At 47.6% G+C, this 15,127-nt stretch carries 15 protein-coding genes; 12 read left to right on the forward strand and 3 right to left on the reverse strand.

The window, feature by feature from the left end:
• Positions 1-193: 193 nt before the first annotated feature.
• Complete coding sequence (sfsA, locus tag EP073_RS06850) at positions 194-874, forward strand: DNA/RNA nuclease SfsA (RefSeq protein WP_128466413.1); 681 nt, start codon at positions 194-196, stop codon at positions 872-874.
• A 267-nt stretch (positions 875-1,141) separates the two neighbouring features.
• Here sfsA and holA read toward each other — a convergent pair whose 3' ends face one another.
• Genes holA through leuS form a run of 3 tightly spaced genes read right to left on the reverse strand, consistent with a single transcriptional unit; the run spans position 1,142 to position 5,069 of the window.
• Complete coding sequence (gene holA / locus EP073_RS06860) at positions 1,142-2,029, reverse strand: DNA polymerase III subunit delta (protein ID WP_128466414.1); 888 nt, start codon at positions 2,027-2,029, stop codon at positions 1,142-1,144.
• Positions 2,013-2,510 (reverse strand): hypothetical protein, encoded by a 498-nt coding sequence (locus EP073_RS06865; RefSeq protein ID WP_128466415.1) that lies wholly within the window; start codon positions 2,508-2,510, stop codon positions 2,013-2,015. The genes holA and EP073_RS06865 overlap by 17 nt, the downstream gene beginning before the upstream one ends.
• Complete coding sequence (leuS, locus tag EP073_RS06870) at positions 2,511-5,069, reverse strand: leucine--tRNA ligase (RefSeq protein WP_128466416.1); 2,559 nt, start codon at positions 5,067-5,069, stop codon at positions 2,511-2,513. It abuts the gene before it with no gap.
• 231 nt (positions 5,070-5,300) lie between these two features.
• On the opposite strand from leuS, the gene EP073_RS06875 reads away from it, so the two are divergent.
• The 11 genes from EP073_RS06875 (at position 5,301) to EP073_RS06925 (ending at position 15,114) form a co-directional block, all read left to right on the forward strand.
• Entirely contained in the window at positions 5,301-6,746 is a 1,446-nt protein-coding gene (locus EP073_RS06875) for a GAF and HD-GYP domain-containing protein (RefSeq protein WP_164885298.1), read from the forward strand.
• Between the two features lie 41 nt (positions 6,747-6,787).
• Positions 6,788-7,141 carry a response regulator gene (locus EP073_RS06880; RefSeq protein ID WP_128466418.1) on the forward strand — a complete coding sequence of 118 codons (354 nt, stop codon included), beginning with the start codon at positions 6,788-6,790 and terminating at the stop codon, positions 7,139-7,141.
• Positions 7,134-7,898 carry a biotin--[acetyl-CoA-carboxylase] ligase gene (locus EP073_RS06885; protein WP_164885299.1) on the forward strand — a complete coding sequence of 255 codons (765 nt, stop codon included), beginning with the start codon at positions 7,134-7,136 and terminating at the stop codon, positions 7,896-7,898. Before EP073_RS06880 ends, EP073_RS06885 begins: the two co-directional genes overlap by 8 nt.
• Positions 7,882-8,652, forward strand: a complete 771-nt coding sequence (locus tag EP073_RS06890) for a type III pantothenate kinase (RefSeq protein ID WP_128466420.1) — start codon at positions 7,882-7,884, stop codon at positions 8,650-8,652. Before EP073_RS06885 ends, EP073_RS06890 begins: the two co-directional genes overlap by 17 nt.
• A complete protein-coding gene (locus tag EP073_RS06895) occupies positions 8,636-9,403 on the forward strand; it encodes a tetratricopeptide repeat protein (RefSeq protein ID WP_128466421.1) in 768 nt (255 codons plus the stop codon). Before EP073_RS06890 ends, EP073_RS06895 begins: the two co-directional genes overlap by 17 nt.
• Complete coding sequence (locus tag EP073_RS06900; protein ID WP_128466422.1) at positions 9,396-10,307, forward strand: helix-turn-helix domain-containing protein; 912 nt, start codon at positions 9,396-9,398, stop codon at positions 10,305-10,307. Before EP073_RS06895 ends, EP073_RS06900 begins: the two co-directional genes overlap by 8 nt.
• A gap of 59 nt (positions 10,308-10,366) precedes the next feature.
• On the forward strand, positions 10,367-11,185 hold the full coding sequence (locus EP073_RS06905; protein WP_128466423.1) for a hypothetical protein: 819 nt from the start codon (positions 10,367-10,369) through the stop codon (positions 11,183-11,185).
• Between the two features lies 1 nt (position 11,186).
• Positions 11,187-12,368: a cysteine desulfurase family protein gene (locus tag EP073_RS06910; RefSeq protein ID WP_128466424.1), complete on the forward strand. Its 1,182-nt coding sequence runs from the start codon at positions 11,187-11,189 to the stop codon at positions 12,366-12,368.
• Positions 12,369-12,377: 9 nt separating this feature from the next.
• Positions 12,378-12,824: a Fe-S cluster assembly scaffold protein NifU gene (gene nifU / locus EP073_RS06915; protein ID WP_128466425.1), complete on the forward strand. Its 447-nt coding sequence runs from the start codon at positions 12,378-12,380 to the stop codon at positions 12,822-12,824.
• 5 nt (positions 12,825-12,829) lie between these two features.
• Complete coding sequence (locus EP073_RS06920) at positions 12,830-13,051, forward strand: NifU family protein (RefSeq protein ID WP_128467788.1); 222 nt, start codon at positions 12,830-12,832, stop codon at positions 13,049-13,051.
• A gap of 152 nt (positions 13,052-13,203) precedes the next feature.
• A complete protein-coding gene (locus EP073_RS06925) occupies positions 13,204-15,114 on the forward strand; it encodes an AMP-dependent synthetase/ligase (protein WP_128466426.1) in 1,911 nt (636 codons plus the stop codon).
• Positions 15,115-15,127 lie beyond the last annotated feature (13 nt).

Raw genomic sequence — 15,127 nt, forward strand, 5'->3', positions numbered from 1 at the left:
GCTCCTTGCGTAAATTAGGTTCGTATTAACGGACAAATCATTCTCTGAAGAATTCAGAGTACAAAACCTTAATTTTTATATCGTCATGCTTCTTGTTGCGAAAAAATAGTCCATGGAGTATGAACTGTAAAGTGAAAAAATTACACTTCGCTCAAAAACACTGACAGAATAAAGGAAAAAAAGTTAAATTTTTATGTTTATATTTCCTCCGCTCTTCAAAGCCGAATTTGTAAAACGCTATAAAAGGTTTTTCACCGATGTGATGAAGGATGACAATATAACGGTGGTTCATAACCCCAACACCGGTTCCATGAAAAACCTCCTCACTGCCGGAAATCCCGTGCTGTGCTCCGTTTCCGACAACCCTGCCCGCAAGCTGCCCTGCACTCTGGAGGCTATGTGCGTAAACAGGGAGTGGCTCATTGTCAATACTATGGTTGTCAACCGAATCGCCGAAAGCGCCATAACGGACGGCGAGATAGATGAATTAGGCAATGTGAGCCTGTGCCGCAGGGAGTATGCGTATGATGAGGCGAGGCTTGACTTCTATGTGGAGTCCGACAGGGGAAAGTTCCTGATAGAGGTGAAGAACTGTACCTTGTATGATGATGAAACGGTTATGTTCCCCGATGCGGTTACAACGAGAGGAAAAAAGCATCTTGAAGTGCTTCAGAGAGCGGTGAAAGAGGGCTACACCGCCTGCATGCTTTATATGTGTCAGGTCAGGCGGAAGTCTTTCCGTCCGGCTCATGAGATAGATCCCGCATACGCCGCCGAATTTGAACGGGCGAAAGCCGCCGGAGTAAAAATTCTGGTTTATTACACTGACTTTGATCCTGAGGAGGGAACGGTGAGGCTGAGGAAGATGGTTTAAGTCTGCTGAGTCCTGCTCTGCTTACGGATGAATGCGTCGGTTTTGTCTTTATCTTTAATAGGTGAAAGTATAAGTATCTGTCCGTCTGTGGTTATTTAAAAAGCTGTTTCTGAGTTTGCTCCAAGCAGTTGCAGAATGGGATTTTCAATAACGAGTGCCAGACTGTTCCCGTGTTTTGTCAGGTTTTTTATCATGCCACGCTCCGAAGGCTGTACAATGTTATAATGTTTTTATGGCACCAATCTGTACATGCTGTCAGAGTAACGCTTACATACACCCAATCAGCGTATAAACCGCGTCTGTGTCTCTGATTTGTCCGGTTTTGATTTTGTAGTCCAGCTCGGCGAATTGTCCGGCAAGGACGGCAAGTTCAGAGGGCTTCCATTTGGATGCGTCCGATTTGATTTTATTGAGAATAAACATCCGCTCCTGAAGGGCGGAAGGAACTTTTTTCTGTAAGTATACCTGTTTCATTCTGCGGGCAAGGAGAACAAATATGATAGTTACCGCTTCGCCCCCTTTTATAAGGCTGTTGAGGATTCGGACGCACGCCTTGCGGTCGCGTCCGGCGAAGCTGTCAATAAACGCGAATATATTTTCCTGCTTTTCGGCAGTGATAAGCTTGAGAATATCGTCCGATGAAGCGGGCTTTTTGTGGGCGTAATACAGTGAGAGCTTGTCAACTTCGCTTCTTATCTGCTTTATATCTCCGCCGAAGATGTCATATATTTCGTCCGCACAGCCTTGGTTGCAGGGGAGGGAGTGCTTCTCAAACGCAGCCTTGACTTCCATAACGCTGTCACGGCGGGTTTTCTTCTTCTCAATTATTGTCCTGAATCCCTGAAACGCTCCCAGTTTCTTTTCGGCGTCGGCAGCCGCAGTGAGAACTATCACCGCCTCAGGGCATCTGTGTGCCTGATTCATGAAGGCTTCAAGCTCTTTTATTTTATCGGCGTTATGCACAACTGCGAGCTTTACCGGATTGAAAAGGGAAGGGGAGGAGACAAAACTGAAAAAATCGGACAGGTTAATTTCGTCTCCGAACCATACCGTGTCCTCCGGATCGTCCATGGACGCACGCACTTTTTCTGTTTCCTCATCAATAAACCCTGCCGAGCCGAGGACTATAAGCTTGGAATCATGGTCTGAAGGCATGGTAAAAATCCGTTAAAGACTGCTTGATAACATAATTTATAGCGTCTGTTCTGTTCCGTTTGTTTGTACCTATGTCGCTTGTGAGGTCGTATACAGTTCTGCCGGAGAAATTTCCGGTGAAGACTTCCTTTCCGGTTCTGTCATGTATTATTATTTCCAGCTCGCAGGTAACGGACGAGGTTCCTGTCTGTCCCGTTTTTGTTACGATTCTGGATTCAAAATTGAGCTTTCTGAGGCGGAGATCCGCTATGTATCTGCTTTTGCCGTTATCTCCCAGTGCGCTTCTGCCGCTGAAGAAGTTGACGGCGACATCCTCAATCTCTCTTTCAAGATCCGGTTCGGAAGACATGTTATAGACGCTGTTGATGCTCAGGGTATAGTTTGCCCTTTCCTCCAGACCGGCTATTTTGTATCCGCAGCCGCTTATCACGAAAAAAGTGAGAATAAGGGCGGTCAGCCCGCCCCTTAAGCTTTTGAACATTTATTTCACCACGATATTTATCAGTTTATTCGGAACGAAGATCTGCTTAACAATCTCCTTTCCGTCAGTATAGCCCTTGACTTTTTCATCAAGGAAAGCCGCCGTAAAAGCGTCATCCTGCGCGCAGTCACGGGGGAGCGAAAGCTGTGAGCGCACCTTTCCGTTTATTTGCACCACTACTGTTACCTCATCCGTTTTGGTATATTCCTCAACATATGAAGGCCAGTCGCTTCTGGAAAGGATTTCCTTCATTTCCGCCTCTTCCCACAGTTCCTCTGTTATATGAGGGGTGAAGGGGTTAAGAAGTTTTAAAAGAGCTGTAAGAGCATCCTTAAAAACCTGCTTTTCGCCGTCAGCACTGAGTCTGGTTTCAGCCTTGTAAAGGAAGTTTACGAACTCCATAAGCGCCGCCACAGCAGTATTGAGGTGATATTTATCTATATCCTGAGTAACCTTTTTAATTGTCGAGTGTGTGTGGTACAGCATTTCTTTTATGAATGTCTCGTCTCCGCCCGTGCCGAAGCTCTGCTGCAAGAGCTCAAGATTGTTTTTCACAAGCCTCCACACTCTTCCGAGGAAACGGAATGAACCTTCAACGCCCTGATCGCTCCACTCAAGCTCATTTTCGGGAGGAGCGGCAAAGATGATGAAAAGCCTTGCCGTGTCTGCGCCGTATTGCTGAATAAGCTTATTGGGGTCAACCACGTTTTTTTTGGATTTGCTCATTTTCTCTACTCGTCCGACTGTAGCGCTTTTACCGCACTTGCAGCATTTGCCGCCCTCTGCCTCCTCAGGAAAAAGCCAGCCGTGCTCCTCGCATTTGTAGGTCTCTTTGCAGACCATGCCCTGAGTGAGAAGACGCTTAAAGGGTTCGTCAAAGTTTATGTAGCCGAGATCCCTCAGAACCTTGGTGAAGAATCTTGAGTAAAGCAGGTGGAGGATTGCGTGCTCGATGCCGCCGATATACTGATCAACCGGCATCCAATAGTTCGCTTCATTCTTTTCAAAGGGCGCAGTTTCACACTTGGGTGAGCAGTAACGGAGAAAATACCATGAGGATTCCACAAAGGTGTCCATGGTGTCGGTTTCCCTTTCCGCCGCGCCGCCGCATTTGGGGCAGGTTGTGTTGAGGAATGCCGCTGATTTTCTCAGCGGGCTGCCGCCTGTGCCTGAGAGCTCGACATCCTCCGGCAGCCTGACCGGAAGCTGATCCTCCGGTACGGGCACTGTTCCGCATTTGGGGCAGTTTATGAAGGGAATGGGCGCGCCCCAGTATCTCTGGCGTGAGATCTGCCAGTCGCGCAGGCGGAAGTTTACAGTGCTTTTTGCCATGCCCTTTTCCGCAAGGAACTCAACGACTTCCGTTTTTGCTTTCTCATTGTGCATGCCTTCAAACTGTGCGGCGTCAACAAGCCTGCCGGGACCAGTGTAGGCTTCGTACATGGCTTCGGGAACAAGCTCCTGTTCTTCGGGCATGATGGCGATTACTATATCCAGATCGTATTTTTTCGCAAATTCAAAGTCTCTCTGATCGTGGGCGGGAACGGCCATGACAGCGCCTGTTCCGTAATCCATTAGTACAAAGTTTGCTATGTAAACCGGCATTCTGCGTTTATTCAGCGGGTTCATGACGTATTTTCCGGTGAAGAAGCCTTTCTTCTCTTTGTCGTCAGCCATGCGGTTGATTTTGTCCTCTTTGAGTATGTCCTCTATGAAGACGAGACCGTCCTTCTCCTGAGCGGTTCCCGAAAGGAGCCTTTTCGCAGCGGGGTGTTCGGGCGCTATTGACATGAACGTGGCGCCGAAGAGGGTATCCGCCCTTGTGGTGAACACGGTGATTTTTTCGTCAGTATTTTCAATTGCGAAATCTATCTCAGCGCCGAATGACTTTCCTATCCAGTTCTGCTGCATGGTGAGAACTTTTTTCGGCCAGCCGTCCATGCTTTCCGTGCAGGAAAGGAGCTCTTCTGCGTAATCGGTGATTTTAAAGTACCAGCCGTCCAGCTCTTTGATTCTCACTTCGCCGTCACAGCGCCAGCATTTGCCGTCCTCAACCTGTTCGTTGGCGAGAACCGTCTGGCAGGATTCGCACCAGTTAAGGTGCGATGTTCTTTTGTAGACAAGTCCCTTCTCAAACATTTTGATTACAATAAGCTGTTCCCACTTATAGTATTCGGGATCGCATGTGGCTATTTCCCTGTCCCAGTCGTAGGAGAGACCGAGCTGCTTAAGCTGCGTTTTCATGTATGCAATATTGCTTTTTGTCCAGATAGCCGGATGGGATTTGTTTTCTATAGCCGCGTTTTCAGCGGGCATCCCGAAGGCGTCCCAGCCCATGGGGTGTATAACATTGAAGCCTTTCATGAATTTGAAGCGGGAGATAACATCGCCTATGGCATAGTTGCGCACATGACCCATGTGGATTTTTCCCGAAGGGTAGGGGAACATTTCAAGACAGTAAAACTTTTCTTTGGAGTTATCCGCTTCGACTTTGAAAAGCTTGTCATCCTCCCATTTTTTCTGCCATTTATGCTCAATTTCTGCGGGATTGTATCTCATCTTCTTATTCCTCCGGCTATAAAAAAAGACGGAACGGACGCTCCGCCTGATCCGCAAAAAGTTAACACATATACGCCTCTGTCTGCAAGGGCAAAAAGTGCTGTACATCTGTTCTTATAACTATTAAATCTGGCGGAATTCGTGATTTTTTATTATAACTTCTGTTTTGAATACCGGCGATTATTGCTATAATTGCTAAAGAATATAATGATTCTTCTTACGGAGTCTGAATTGAAGATTACAGGCGAAAGTTTTCTTGAACTGGCATATACACTTGTGAGGATACGTGACCTTGATGTGCTTCTGGAAACCATTCTCAAAAGGATAAGAGGGATGCTGGGCGCGGACGCCGGAAGCATCTTTATTTATGATGATGAAAAGGACGAGCTGATCTTCAAATACACTCAGAACGATTCTGTTCAGCTTCCCTTCAAAGAGTTTTCCATTCCCGCAAACGAAGAGAGCATAGCCGGTTACGTGGCAAAGACCGGCAGCACCCTGAGGCTGAAAGACGTCTATCATCTGGAGGACGAGTACCCCTTCGGTTTCAATGTCAGCTTTGACAAGATGTCCGGGTACAGAACAAAATCGGTTCTCGCCTTTCCTATTACTGACCTGAACGATCAGCTGACGGGCGTGCTCCAGATAATAAACAAGAAGCGCTATGAGGTTCCTCTCACGCTTGAAAACGTAAACAGAATAGTGCTCCCGTTTAATGATAATGACGAAATGGTAGCCGAATCCCTCACGGGGGTCATCAGTCTCGCCCTTGAAAACGGCGTGCTGTACGACAATCTGGAAAAAATGAATGAGAGCTTTATCACCGAGCTCTCAAAAGCTCTGGAAAACAGGGAGCCGTTCAGCATGGGGCATGTAAACAGGGTCACCGCCATCTGCGAGACCTTAGCTTCGGAGATGCACAGGGATCTGGATGATTTTCCAGATTTTTTCATGAACAGGCTTAAGGATAAGATACTCCGGTATTCATGCCGCCTTCATGATATAGGAAAGCTGTTTGTTCCGGAGAAAATATTTGCCAAGAGCGGGAAGCTTTACCCCGGCATGACCGAAAATATAGAAAACAGATTCAGACTCGCAAAAGCCTGCGCAAGGCTGGGCGGGAGACCGAAGGTGCTGACAGATGAACTGGACAGGCTCCTTGCGGTGATAAAAGATGCGAACATTTCCGATATTGATGATAAAATAGCTGAGGATCTGGCTAAGTGTGTCGGCTACATCTTTGAAGACTCTGACGGGGAAGACGTAAAGCTTCTTTCTGAGGAAGAGTATGCGCTGCTCAGCATCCGAGAGGGCATATATACAGAAGATGAGCTTAAAAGCCTGCGGTTTCATGCACTGGGAACTTACGAGTTTCTGCGGAATATCCCGTGGACAGCGGAGCTGAGAGATGTTCCCGTTATAGCCGCCAGCCATCATGAAAAGCCTGACGGAACCGGATACCCGTTCGGAACGACAGACGCTGATCTGCATATATTTTCAAAGATAATGGCTGTCGCTGAAGGCTACGACCACTACACGGCAGACCCCCGTCCCTGCGGTCAGTCAATGATGCCGGAAGAGGCAGCGAAAGCGCTGAGAAAGGACGCAGAAAGCGGCGCGCTGGACAAAAAGATTGTTAACTTTTTTATAAACAAGGAAATATACAAAAGATTCTGAGCTCTCCCCCTTCCGGACAGAGAGATAAGCAGGAGGAACACTTGAAAACCGTACTGGTAATTGATGATGATGAGAGCCTCAGGCTCCTTCTCAGAGACGAATTCACTGACAGAAACTTCAACGTAGTCACCGCGGGCGACGGGGAAGAAGGGCTTGTCAGTTTTAATGAGGAGAATGTGGATTTGGTTATACTGGATCTCAATCTTCCCAAGATAAACGGAAGAGAAGTGCTTGAGCACCTTAAGGCACAGTCTCCGGATATTCCTGTGATTATTTATACCGCCAACCCCGACATGATTTTCGACACCGCAGACCTTGCCCATGTGGAAGTAATTCTCAAATCCACTGATGTTGAAGAGCTTATGGAGTGTTCGCAGAAACTTGCGTATGTTTAACGAAAATATCTACCGCGGATTTCTTACGGCAGAAAATTTCGGCAGAAACATACTCGTTTTTGATGAAACCGATTCCACGACAATCCGCCTTCTGGAAGCAGATACACCTTATTATACTGTTGCCGTTGCGGAAAGCCAGACGGCGGGCAGGGGGCGAAGCGGAAGAAAATGGATCTCCGAAAGCGGAGTGAATCTTTGTTTCTCCGTGAATCTTCCCCCTATGAAGATTGAGCATCTGCTTCCGTTTAATATCGCCGTGGGCTTTGCCGTGTGCGATGTTCTGCGGAGCACGGCGGATGTGAAGCTTAAGTGGCCTAATGATCTTATGGCGGGAGGAAAAAAGCTCGGCGGCATACTGTTTGAAACCTCCCTCAGCGGCTCTGTTACCGAAAAGGTAATCTTAGGCATAGGCATCAACGTGAATATGACTGATTTCCCGGCGGAAATAAAAGACATCGCCACATCTCTCAGGGAGGAAACCGGACTCAGCTATTCCAGAGAGGAGTTGCTGGCGGAGCTTATGAACAGGCTTGACGCTTTTTCAGAGGCTTTTCTTAAGGGCAGTATAAATATCGGGAGCGAGTGGAAAAAATATTCGGCTTCCCTTGACAAAAAAATAGCTGTGCACAAGAATGGGGTGAAAACCGTTTTTACGGAAAGAGGCATAACCCCTTCGGGCTTTCTCATAGCTGAGGACGAAAAGGGGCTGATAACCGAAATAGTTACCGGTGACGTGGGATATGATTTTAGCGGTTGATATAGGCAATACAAATATAGTTTTAGGAATATTTGAAGGGGAGAAGATACGTTGTAGCTTCCGCCTTCATACAGATACACAGCGCACCACAGACGAATACGCCTCCACCATAATGCTCCTTCTCAAAAGCAAAGAGATCGAGATTAAGGACATCAGAGGCGTTATCATCTCAAGCGTTGTTCCTCAGCTTATCTATTCTTTCACTAAGTTCTCCATGAAATACATGAATCTTGAGCCTATGGTGATAGCTCCCGGAGTGAAAACAGGCATGCCGATCCGCTACGAAAACCCCAAAGAGGTCGGAGCGGACAGAATAGTGAACTCTGTCGCCGCAAGGGATAAGTTCGGCGCTCCGGTTATCGTTGTGGATTTCGGCACCGCCACAACCTTTGACGTTGTAAACGCCAAGGGTGAGTACATAGGCGGGGTTATATGCCCGGGGGTCAAGCTCTCTGCGGGAATCCTCCATTCAAAAACAGCGAAACTTCCTGAAATAGAAATAGAAAAAGTGGAAAAGGTAGTCGGAAAAAATACTATACATTCACTCCAGTCAGGGATATATTACGGCTATCTGTCCATGCTGGACGGGCTTCTGGAAAGGATCATGACGGAAGAGTTCGGACGCTGCGACATAAAAGTCGTGGCGACAGGCGGTCTCGGAAGTATTTTTTCCAGAGACTCAAAGTATATCGAACACTACGACCCCGACCTGACTCTCACGGGACTGAGGCTGATATATGAAAAAAACCTTTAGTCTGTTTTTAGCTTTGCTGACAGTAGGCTGCGCGGCAAAGAATGTGGAGTCTCAGGTGCCCGACAGGGCGGCTCTCGCTGAATCTCACTATAAAATGGGCGTGGCGTACCTCAACACATCTACAGACTACAAGGCTTATCAGGAACTGGAAAGCGCTCTTCAGCTTGCTCAGGATAATGATAAGTATCTCTACACAATGGGGCTCTTCTTTATGAAGAAGGAGCGCTACGCGGAGGCGGAGCCCTTTATCAAAAAAGCCCTTGAGAAAAAGCCGAACGATTCGGAATACATGAACGCCTACGCAGCCATCATGGCGGGAACAGGCAGGCTCAATGAAGCGGTTGACTACTGGGACAGAGTAATAGCCGATCCGGGTTATCCGTACCAGATCATGGCGCTGTACAACGCCGCCAACGCGCTTTATGACGCAGGAAGATACAGCCGTGTCCCTTCTTATCTGGACAGGGCTCTGAACATAAACAGAAGATACGCGGACGCCTACAGGCTTCTTTTTAATACGTATATAAAACTCGGCGACAAGGCAAAGGCAGAGAAAACAATGCTGAAAACAGCGGAGATGATTTCAGATGATCCGGAAAACCACCTTACCGCTGCGGAATTTTATTTTGACAGCAGAGAGTATTCCAAAGCCGTCCCTTTCCTTGAGCATCTTCTTGAGGTTTTTCCCGATACGCCTCAGAGCAAAAGGGCGGGCGAGCTAATGAAAAGATTGGGGTTGATGAATGAGTAAACTCGGTGAGCTTCTTAAAAACGAAAGAATAAACAAGAATATAAATTTTGACACTATTACCGAAAAAACCAGAATAAGCGAAGAGATACTTCTCAGGCTTGAGGCAGGGGATTTCAACAGGCTTCCCAGCTATATTCATGCCAGAAATTTTGTAAAAACCTACGCAAACTTTCTCAAACTTGCGCCGGAAGAAGTGGAAGTTCTCTTTGACGAGGAATGCACAAGGGAATCGTTCGACAGGGAGATTCATTATGTCTCCTCACCTGTAACCCACGAACCCATAGACAGGAAAAGCCCTGTGGGATTTGTGACCGCTCTCATCATAGTTATCGTGCTTGTGATTGCCGCCGCTTATTTCTTTATGTCCATGAAAAACAATGACGCTATGAATAAAAAGGAAACGAAAATAAATATAACCGAAACCGAGCCGGTTCAGAACGATGCCGGACCGCAGGATGTTATCCCTCAGGCTGAGCCTATGGATAACTCCTCCGCTGTTTCTCCGGATGTTGTGGAAAGCCCTGATGCTCCGTCGGAAACCAAGCCCGCCGACAGTACCCCCGCATCTGTTCAGTCGGCTGCGGCTCAGCCTCAGCCGCTCCCCGCGAGTGTTCCTTCTCCGGCGCCCGGAATGAGAGCTGTTGTTCTGACTTTCAGCGATGTCTGCTGGGTGAATATAGAGGTGGACAACGGAACGGTTTATGACTTCATAGCGGAAAAAGGTATCGAAAGAACTGTGGAGTTTAAGGATTACTTTATACTCAACCTCGGCAATGCCGCCGTGGCTGAGGTGCATGATAAAAACAACCGCTACAGAGGCTTCGGCGAGTACAGAAAGCCGGTCAAAAATCTGAAATTTTCATATGACGCCGCTGGAAAGCTTATTTATCAGAAGCAGAATTAATCCTTGCAATTTAGTATCCGCAAACTTATTCTAAAAGAGACATTTATGGTGCGAATAATATGAAAGGCATGAAAGCTGCCGTTTACGCTAACGATTCACTCCTGCTCGGCGAAGTTCTGGGCAGGATAGAAGAAGAACTTCCCCTGCTTGGGGTCAGCATCTACTCTTCTGAGGACTTTTTGCCCGCTATAGCAGCGGAAAAACCCGCTTACGAGGCGAAAAACATAAAAGACCTCGGGGATGAGGAAATAGCAGTAATACTCGGCGATCCGGGAATCCATGCTGACACCTTACGGAAGCTGGACGGCTCAATAATAGACTGTACTGGGATTTTCAGCGGTTATGATGATCTTTATGAAGTAGCTGAGCCCATTGAGTACATTGCCCGCCGTTTTCAGGGCGACAGATCTAAAGTGAGGGGCAGTCTGCTTATGCCTGCTGCTCTTTTCGGCAGAAATGCCATAGACGATCTGATCAGCCAGACGAGAAACCTATTCTCCTTCGGGCGGGACAATTCAAAAGTTTTTGAGGAGAGGGTAGCCTTTAATGTTCTTCTCGGCGGGGACGACAGCCGAAACATTATGAGCGGTTACAAAAAAAGGCTTGAAGAAACCACAGGGATGACCTTTAATTTCAGAATCATTCCGGTTTCCACCGTTTTCCTTGCGGATTTTTTCCTCGGGGATAATGTTGTTTTTGCGGAAGAAGGCGGCATGTTTTACGAGTTTACCGCCTCAAGTCTGGAAGAAGCCATGGAGAATGACGGCATCGGAGTTATAAAGCATCCGTCCGGAAGCATGATAAGCTTCACGGGCGATTATATAAAAGTTCTGACGGGTCAGATAGTATCACACCTGAAAGAACTGACAGGAGAATAGGATGGCTTTTTTAGATAATGTTGCCGGAACCAGACCCGACAGCAGAGTGGTTGATAAAATGCTCCCGTTTCTTACGGAGTATTACGGCAACCCCAGCGCCCACTTTTACCCCCTCGGCAGAGAATCCTTTGAGGCGGTGCAGGAGGCGAGAAGGCACGTTGCAGAGCTTATCGGAGCGGAGGAAGAGGAAGTGATCTTCACCTCCTGCGGCACAGAGTCCAACAACCTTGCGGTAAAAGGGGTGCTTAAGCGTCAGGACAGCAAAAAACACGTTATCATAAGCGAAATTGAGCATTTTTCCGTGCAGAACCCGCTTATATCCTTCATGAACGACGGCTATGAAATAACCAAGCTCAGAGTGGCGGAGAACGGTCTCATTAACCTTGAAGACCTCAAAAAAGCTATCCGCTCCGACACGGCTCTTGTTTCAGTGATGCTCGGCAACCCCGAGATCGGCACTGTTCAGCACAATGAGGAAATAGGCAGAATTTGTAAGGAAAAAGGCGTTCTTTATCATATAGACGCAATTGCCGGAGCAGGGCATATCGAAGTTGACGTTAATAAGCTTAACTGCGATCTTCTTTCTCTCTCCGCGCAGAATTTTTACGGACCCAGAGGAGCGGCGGCTCTTTACATAAGACAAGGGACAAAAGTCGCCTCTCTCATGCAGGGCGGACATCAGGAGTTCGGCTACAGAAGCGGCTCTGAAAATGTTGCGGCAATTGTGGGCATGGGCGAAGCGGCACGCATAGCCAAGGCGGAAATGCACCTATACTCCGCTGAAATGAAAAGGCTCTCAAAACGGCTCTGGGAAGGGCTTGCAAATATGTTTGACTTTTTGCATTTTACGGGGCATCCTGAACGCCGGCTCCCCGGACACGTCAGTTTCTGGATAGAGTTTATAGAGGGTGAATCGCTTCTTATGTGGCTTGCTCTTAAGGGAATATATGCGGCGAGCGGCTCAGCCTGCTCATCAAACATCCTTGCCGAAGACGAGGAAGACCTTCAGGCCTCTCCTGTTCTGACGGCGGTTGGGGTACCGAGCGATATTTGCGCCGGATCAATTACTTTCTCCCTTTCCCGTTATACAACTGACGCGGAAGTGGACAAGGTTCTTGAGGAGCTGCCCGGTATCGTTACAAGACTTTGCGAAATGTCTCCCGCTTACAACAAAGGAAACTAGGAGGTTACAATGGCAAAAGGACCATACAGCGAAAAAGTGATGGATCACTTTATGAATCCCCGCAACATGGGTGAAATAGAGGGCGCAAACGCTGTCGGAGAAGTGGGAAACCCCGCCTGCGGCGATGTTATGAAAATTTTCCTCGACATAGATGACGCAGGAATAGTTAAAGACGTTAAATTCAAGACATTCGGCTGCGGAGCGGCTATAGCTTCCAGCTCAATGGCTACTGAACTTATAAAAGGTAAAAAGGTTGAGGAAATCCTCGCCCTTACAAATCAGGCGATAGTTGACGCACTCGGCGGTCTTCCCCCTGCGAAAATCCACTGCTCGGTAATGGCGGAGGAAGCTATTGAAGAAGCTCTTAAGGACTTCTACATCAGAAAAGGCGAAGACCCCGCAATAGTTCAGAAAATGAAAGAAGAGATAAAAAGCGCTGCAACCGGAGGAAATTAATGAGCTTGAAAGAAAGAGTTGAAGCAGTCCTTGAGCAGGTAAGACCCGCTCTTCAGGCGGACGGAGGCGATATAGAGCTTCTCGGTGTTACTGAAGACGGAATAGTTAAAGTACAGCTTACCGGCGCGTGCGGAAGCTGCCCCTTCAGCACTATGACGCTGAAGCATGCAGTTGAAGGCAGACTCAAAGACCAGATTCCCGAAGTTAAAGAAGTTCAGTCATTTTAAAAGATGATACGGTGCGGGAAGCCTTTCCCGCACCTGTTAAATATCTGTTTTCCCGTATGTCGTCATTGAGCCCCGCCGTTTAAAATAATGCTTTTTTCCATGTCATAATTGTTTTATAATCTTATCTTTAATAATCGGTCGGGATAGTGGTGATGAACAAAAAAAACAAGAACCCTGAAACCCTTTTTCACTCTTTTATTCAGTCAGTGGACAGACATAAAAATAACACGGCATTCATATACAGATCAGCAGAGCAGGAACACAAAGTAACTTTTGAGAAGCTTTTTGAGGATGTTCTTCTCCTTTCCCGCTCTTTTGCGGAAAAAAAGATAGTCAAGGACACACGTGTTCTTCTCCTTTCCGATAACAGATATTCATGGATAGTGACCGACCTTGCCCTTGTTTCGCTGGGCGCAATCAGTGTTCCCCGAGGCAGCGAATGTCCGGAGCAGGAGCTTTCCTTCATCATGGAGCACTCGGGCTGTGAGTTCATTATCTTCGAGACGGAGAAGCTCTATGATGATCATAAAGCCTTTGTAAACACTCTGGAGAGAGTGAAGGGCGTATTCATCATGGAAGGAGAGCACAGACACAAAATTTTTTCCCGCATATATACGTACAACGATCTTCTCACTGACCGGACAATCTCAGATGAGGACATAGCCCGTTTCAGGGCGAGGAAGCACAAGCTTTTCAAGGAAGATGTCTTCACTCTTATCTATACATCAGGTACAACGGGTGTTCCCAAAGGGGTTATGCTCACCCATGACAATATTATGTACAATCTTGAGGTTATTCCGTGGCTGATAGCTCTCAGACCCGACGACACATGGCTTTCGATCCTTCCCACATGGCACATATTTGAACGCGCTGCGGAATATGCGGCACTTATGAGCGGCTGCTGTACGATATATTCATCCATTAAAACCTTCTCCGCTGACCTTGAGCATTACAAACCGACAATCGTTGCCACCGTTCCCCGCCTGTGGGAGTCCATGTACACCAAGGTTAACGCTGCTCTTGAGAAGCAGGGAAAGACGAAGCACAGAATTTTCACTTCGCTTGTGGCGGTCTCAGCCGCTTATAAAAGAAACAAGCGCCGACTGAAAGGGCATCTTCCCGTATTTGAGAAAGAACCGAAAATGACTAAACTAATAAATGATTTTAAGGCTTTTGCCGCGTGTTGCGCTCTTTACCCGCTGAATCTTCTGGCGGCGAAGAAGCTTAAGGCTGTTCAGGCAAAGTTCGGCGGCAGAATGAGGCTTGCCATCAGCGGCGGCGGCAGTCTGCCCCAGTATCTGGATGAATGGATCGACGCTCTGGGTATCAGAATCATCAACGCGTACGGTATGACCGAATGTGCCCCCGCCATAGCGGGCAGGGCACTTAACTGTGAAATCTTCGGAACCCTCGGACCTGCTGTGGGAAACACGCTGCTGAGAATAACCGACGACGAGAACAGACCTCTCCCCGCAGGGGTTGAGGGAGAGATTCAGGTTAAGGGCAGGCAGGTCATGCCCGGCTACTATGATAATGATGAAGAAAACGAAAAAACTTTCACAGCGGACGGTTATCTGAAAACAGGCGATCTCGGCAAGCTTACCCGCACCGGAGAGCTTGTGATAACCGGACGCATAAAGGAGATAATAGTTCTTGCCAACGGGGAAAATATTGACCCCAGCCGCATCGAATCCACCATCACCAAGCTGCCCTTCGTTAAGGATGCCGTTCTCGTCGGTCAGGACAGGAAGGGGCTCGGAGCGCTCATTGTCCCTGACCTTGAAAAGCTTAAGGAAGCGTTCCTGCCCAAGATTGAGAACATGGTGCACGATGCTCAGGACATGCTGAAGGACAGCAGAGTCATAGAACAGGCAAAACGGGAGATAAACAAGCTCCTGAATGCCAAAAAAGGTTTTAAGCCCCACGAAAAAGTGCATAACATTCACTTCATGGAGAATGATTTTGAACCGGGAAAAGACCTCACCAACACACTGAAAAAGAAGAGACATGCCATAGAGAAAAGGTATCAGAGCATCATACAGAAGCTTTTCGGCAAAGATTAAAACCTGAGAGGGG

The organism is Geovibrio thiophilus (assembly GCF_004087915.1).
In the GTDB taxonomy this organism is placed as follows: Bacteria; Chrysiogenota; Deferribacteres; order Deferribacterales; family Geovibrionaceae; genus Geovibrio; species Geovibrio thiophilus.

Coding starts and splice junctions, on each gene's coding strand:
- EP073_RS06900 (WP_128466422.1), top strand. CDS start 9,396: ATGAGTAAACTCGGTGAGCTTCTTAAAAACGAAAGAATAAACAAGAAT.
- EP073_RS06910 (WP_128466424.1), top strand. CDS start 11,187: ATGGCTTTTTTAGATAATGTTGCCGGAACCAGACCCGACAGCAGAGTG.
- EP073_RS06925 (WP_128466426.1), top strand. CDS start 13,204: ATGAACAAAAAAAACAAGAACCCTGAAACCCTTTTTCACTCTTTTATT.
- sfsA (WP_128466413.1), top strand. CDS start 194: ATGTTTATATTTCCTCCGCTCTTCAAAGCCGAATTTGTAAAACGCTAT.
- EP073_RS06885 (WP_164885299.1), top strand. CDS start 7,134: ATGTTTAACGAAAATATCTACCGCGGATTTCTTACGGCAGAAAATTTC.
- nifU (WP_128466425.1), top strand. CDS start 12,378: ATGGCAAAAGGACCATACAGCGAAAAAGTGATGGATCACTTTATGAAT.
- EP073_RS06905 (WP_128466423.1), top strand. CDS start 10,367: ATGAAAGGCATGAAAGCTGCCGTTTACGCTAACGATTCACTCCTGCTC.
- holA (WP_128466414.1), bottom strand. CDS start 2,029: ATGCCTTCAGACCATGATTCCAAGCTTATAGTCCTCGGCTCGGCAGGG.
- leuS (WP_128466416.1), bottom strand. CDS start 5,069: ATGAGATACAATCCCGCAGAAATTGAGCATAAATGGCAGAAAAAATGG.
- EP073_RS06895 (WP_128466421.1), top strand. CDS start 8,636: ATGAAAAAAACCTTTAGTCTGTTTTTAGCTTTGCTGACAGTAGGCTGC.
- EP073_RS06865 (WP_128466415.1), bottom strand. CDS start 2,510: ATGTTCAAAAGCTTAAGGGGCGGGCTGACCGCCCTTATTCTCACTTTT.
- EP073_RS06890 (WP_128466420.1), top strand. CDS start 7,882: ATGATTTTAGCGGTTGATATAGGCAATACAAATATAGTTTTAGGAATA.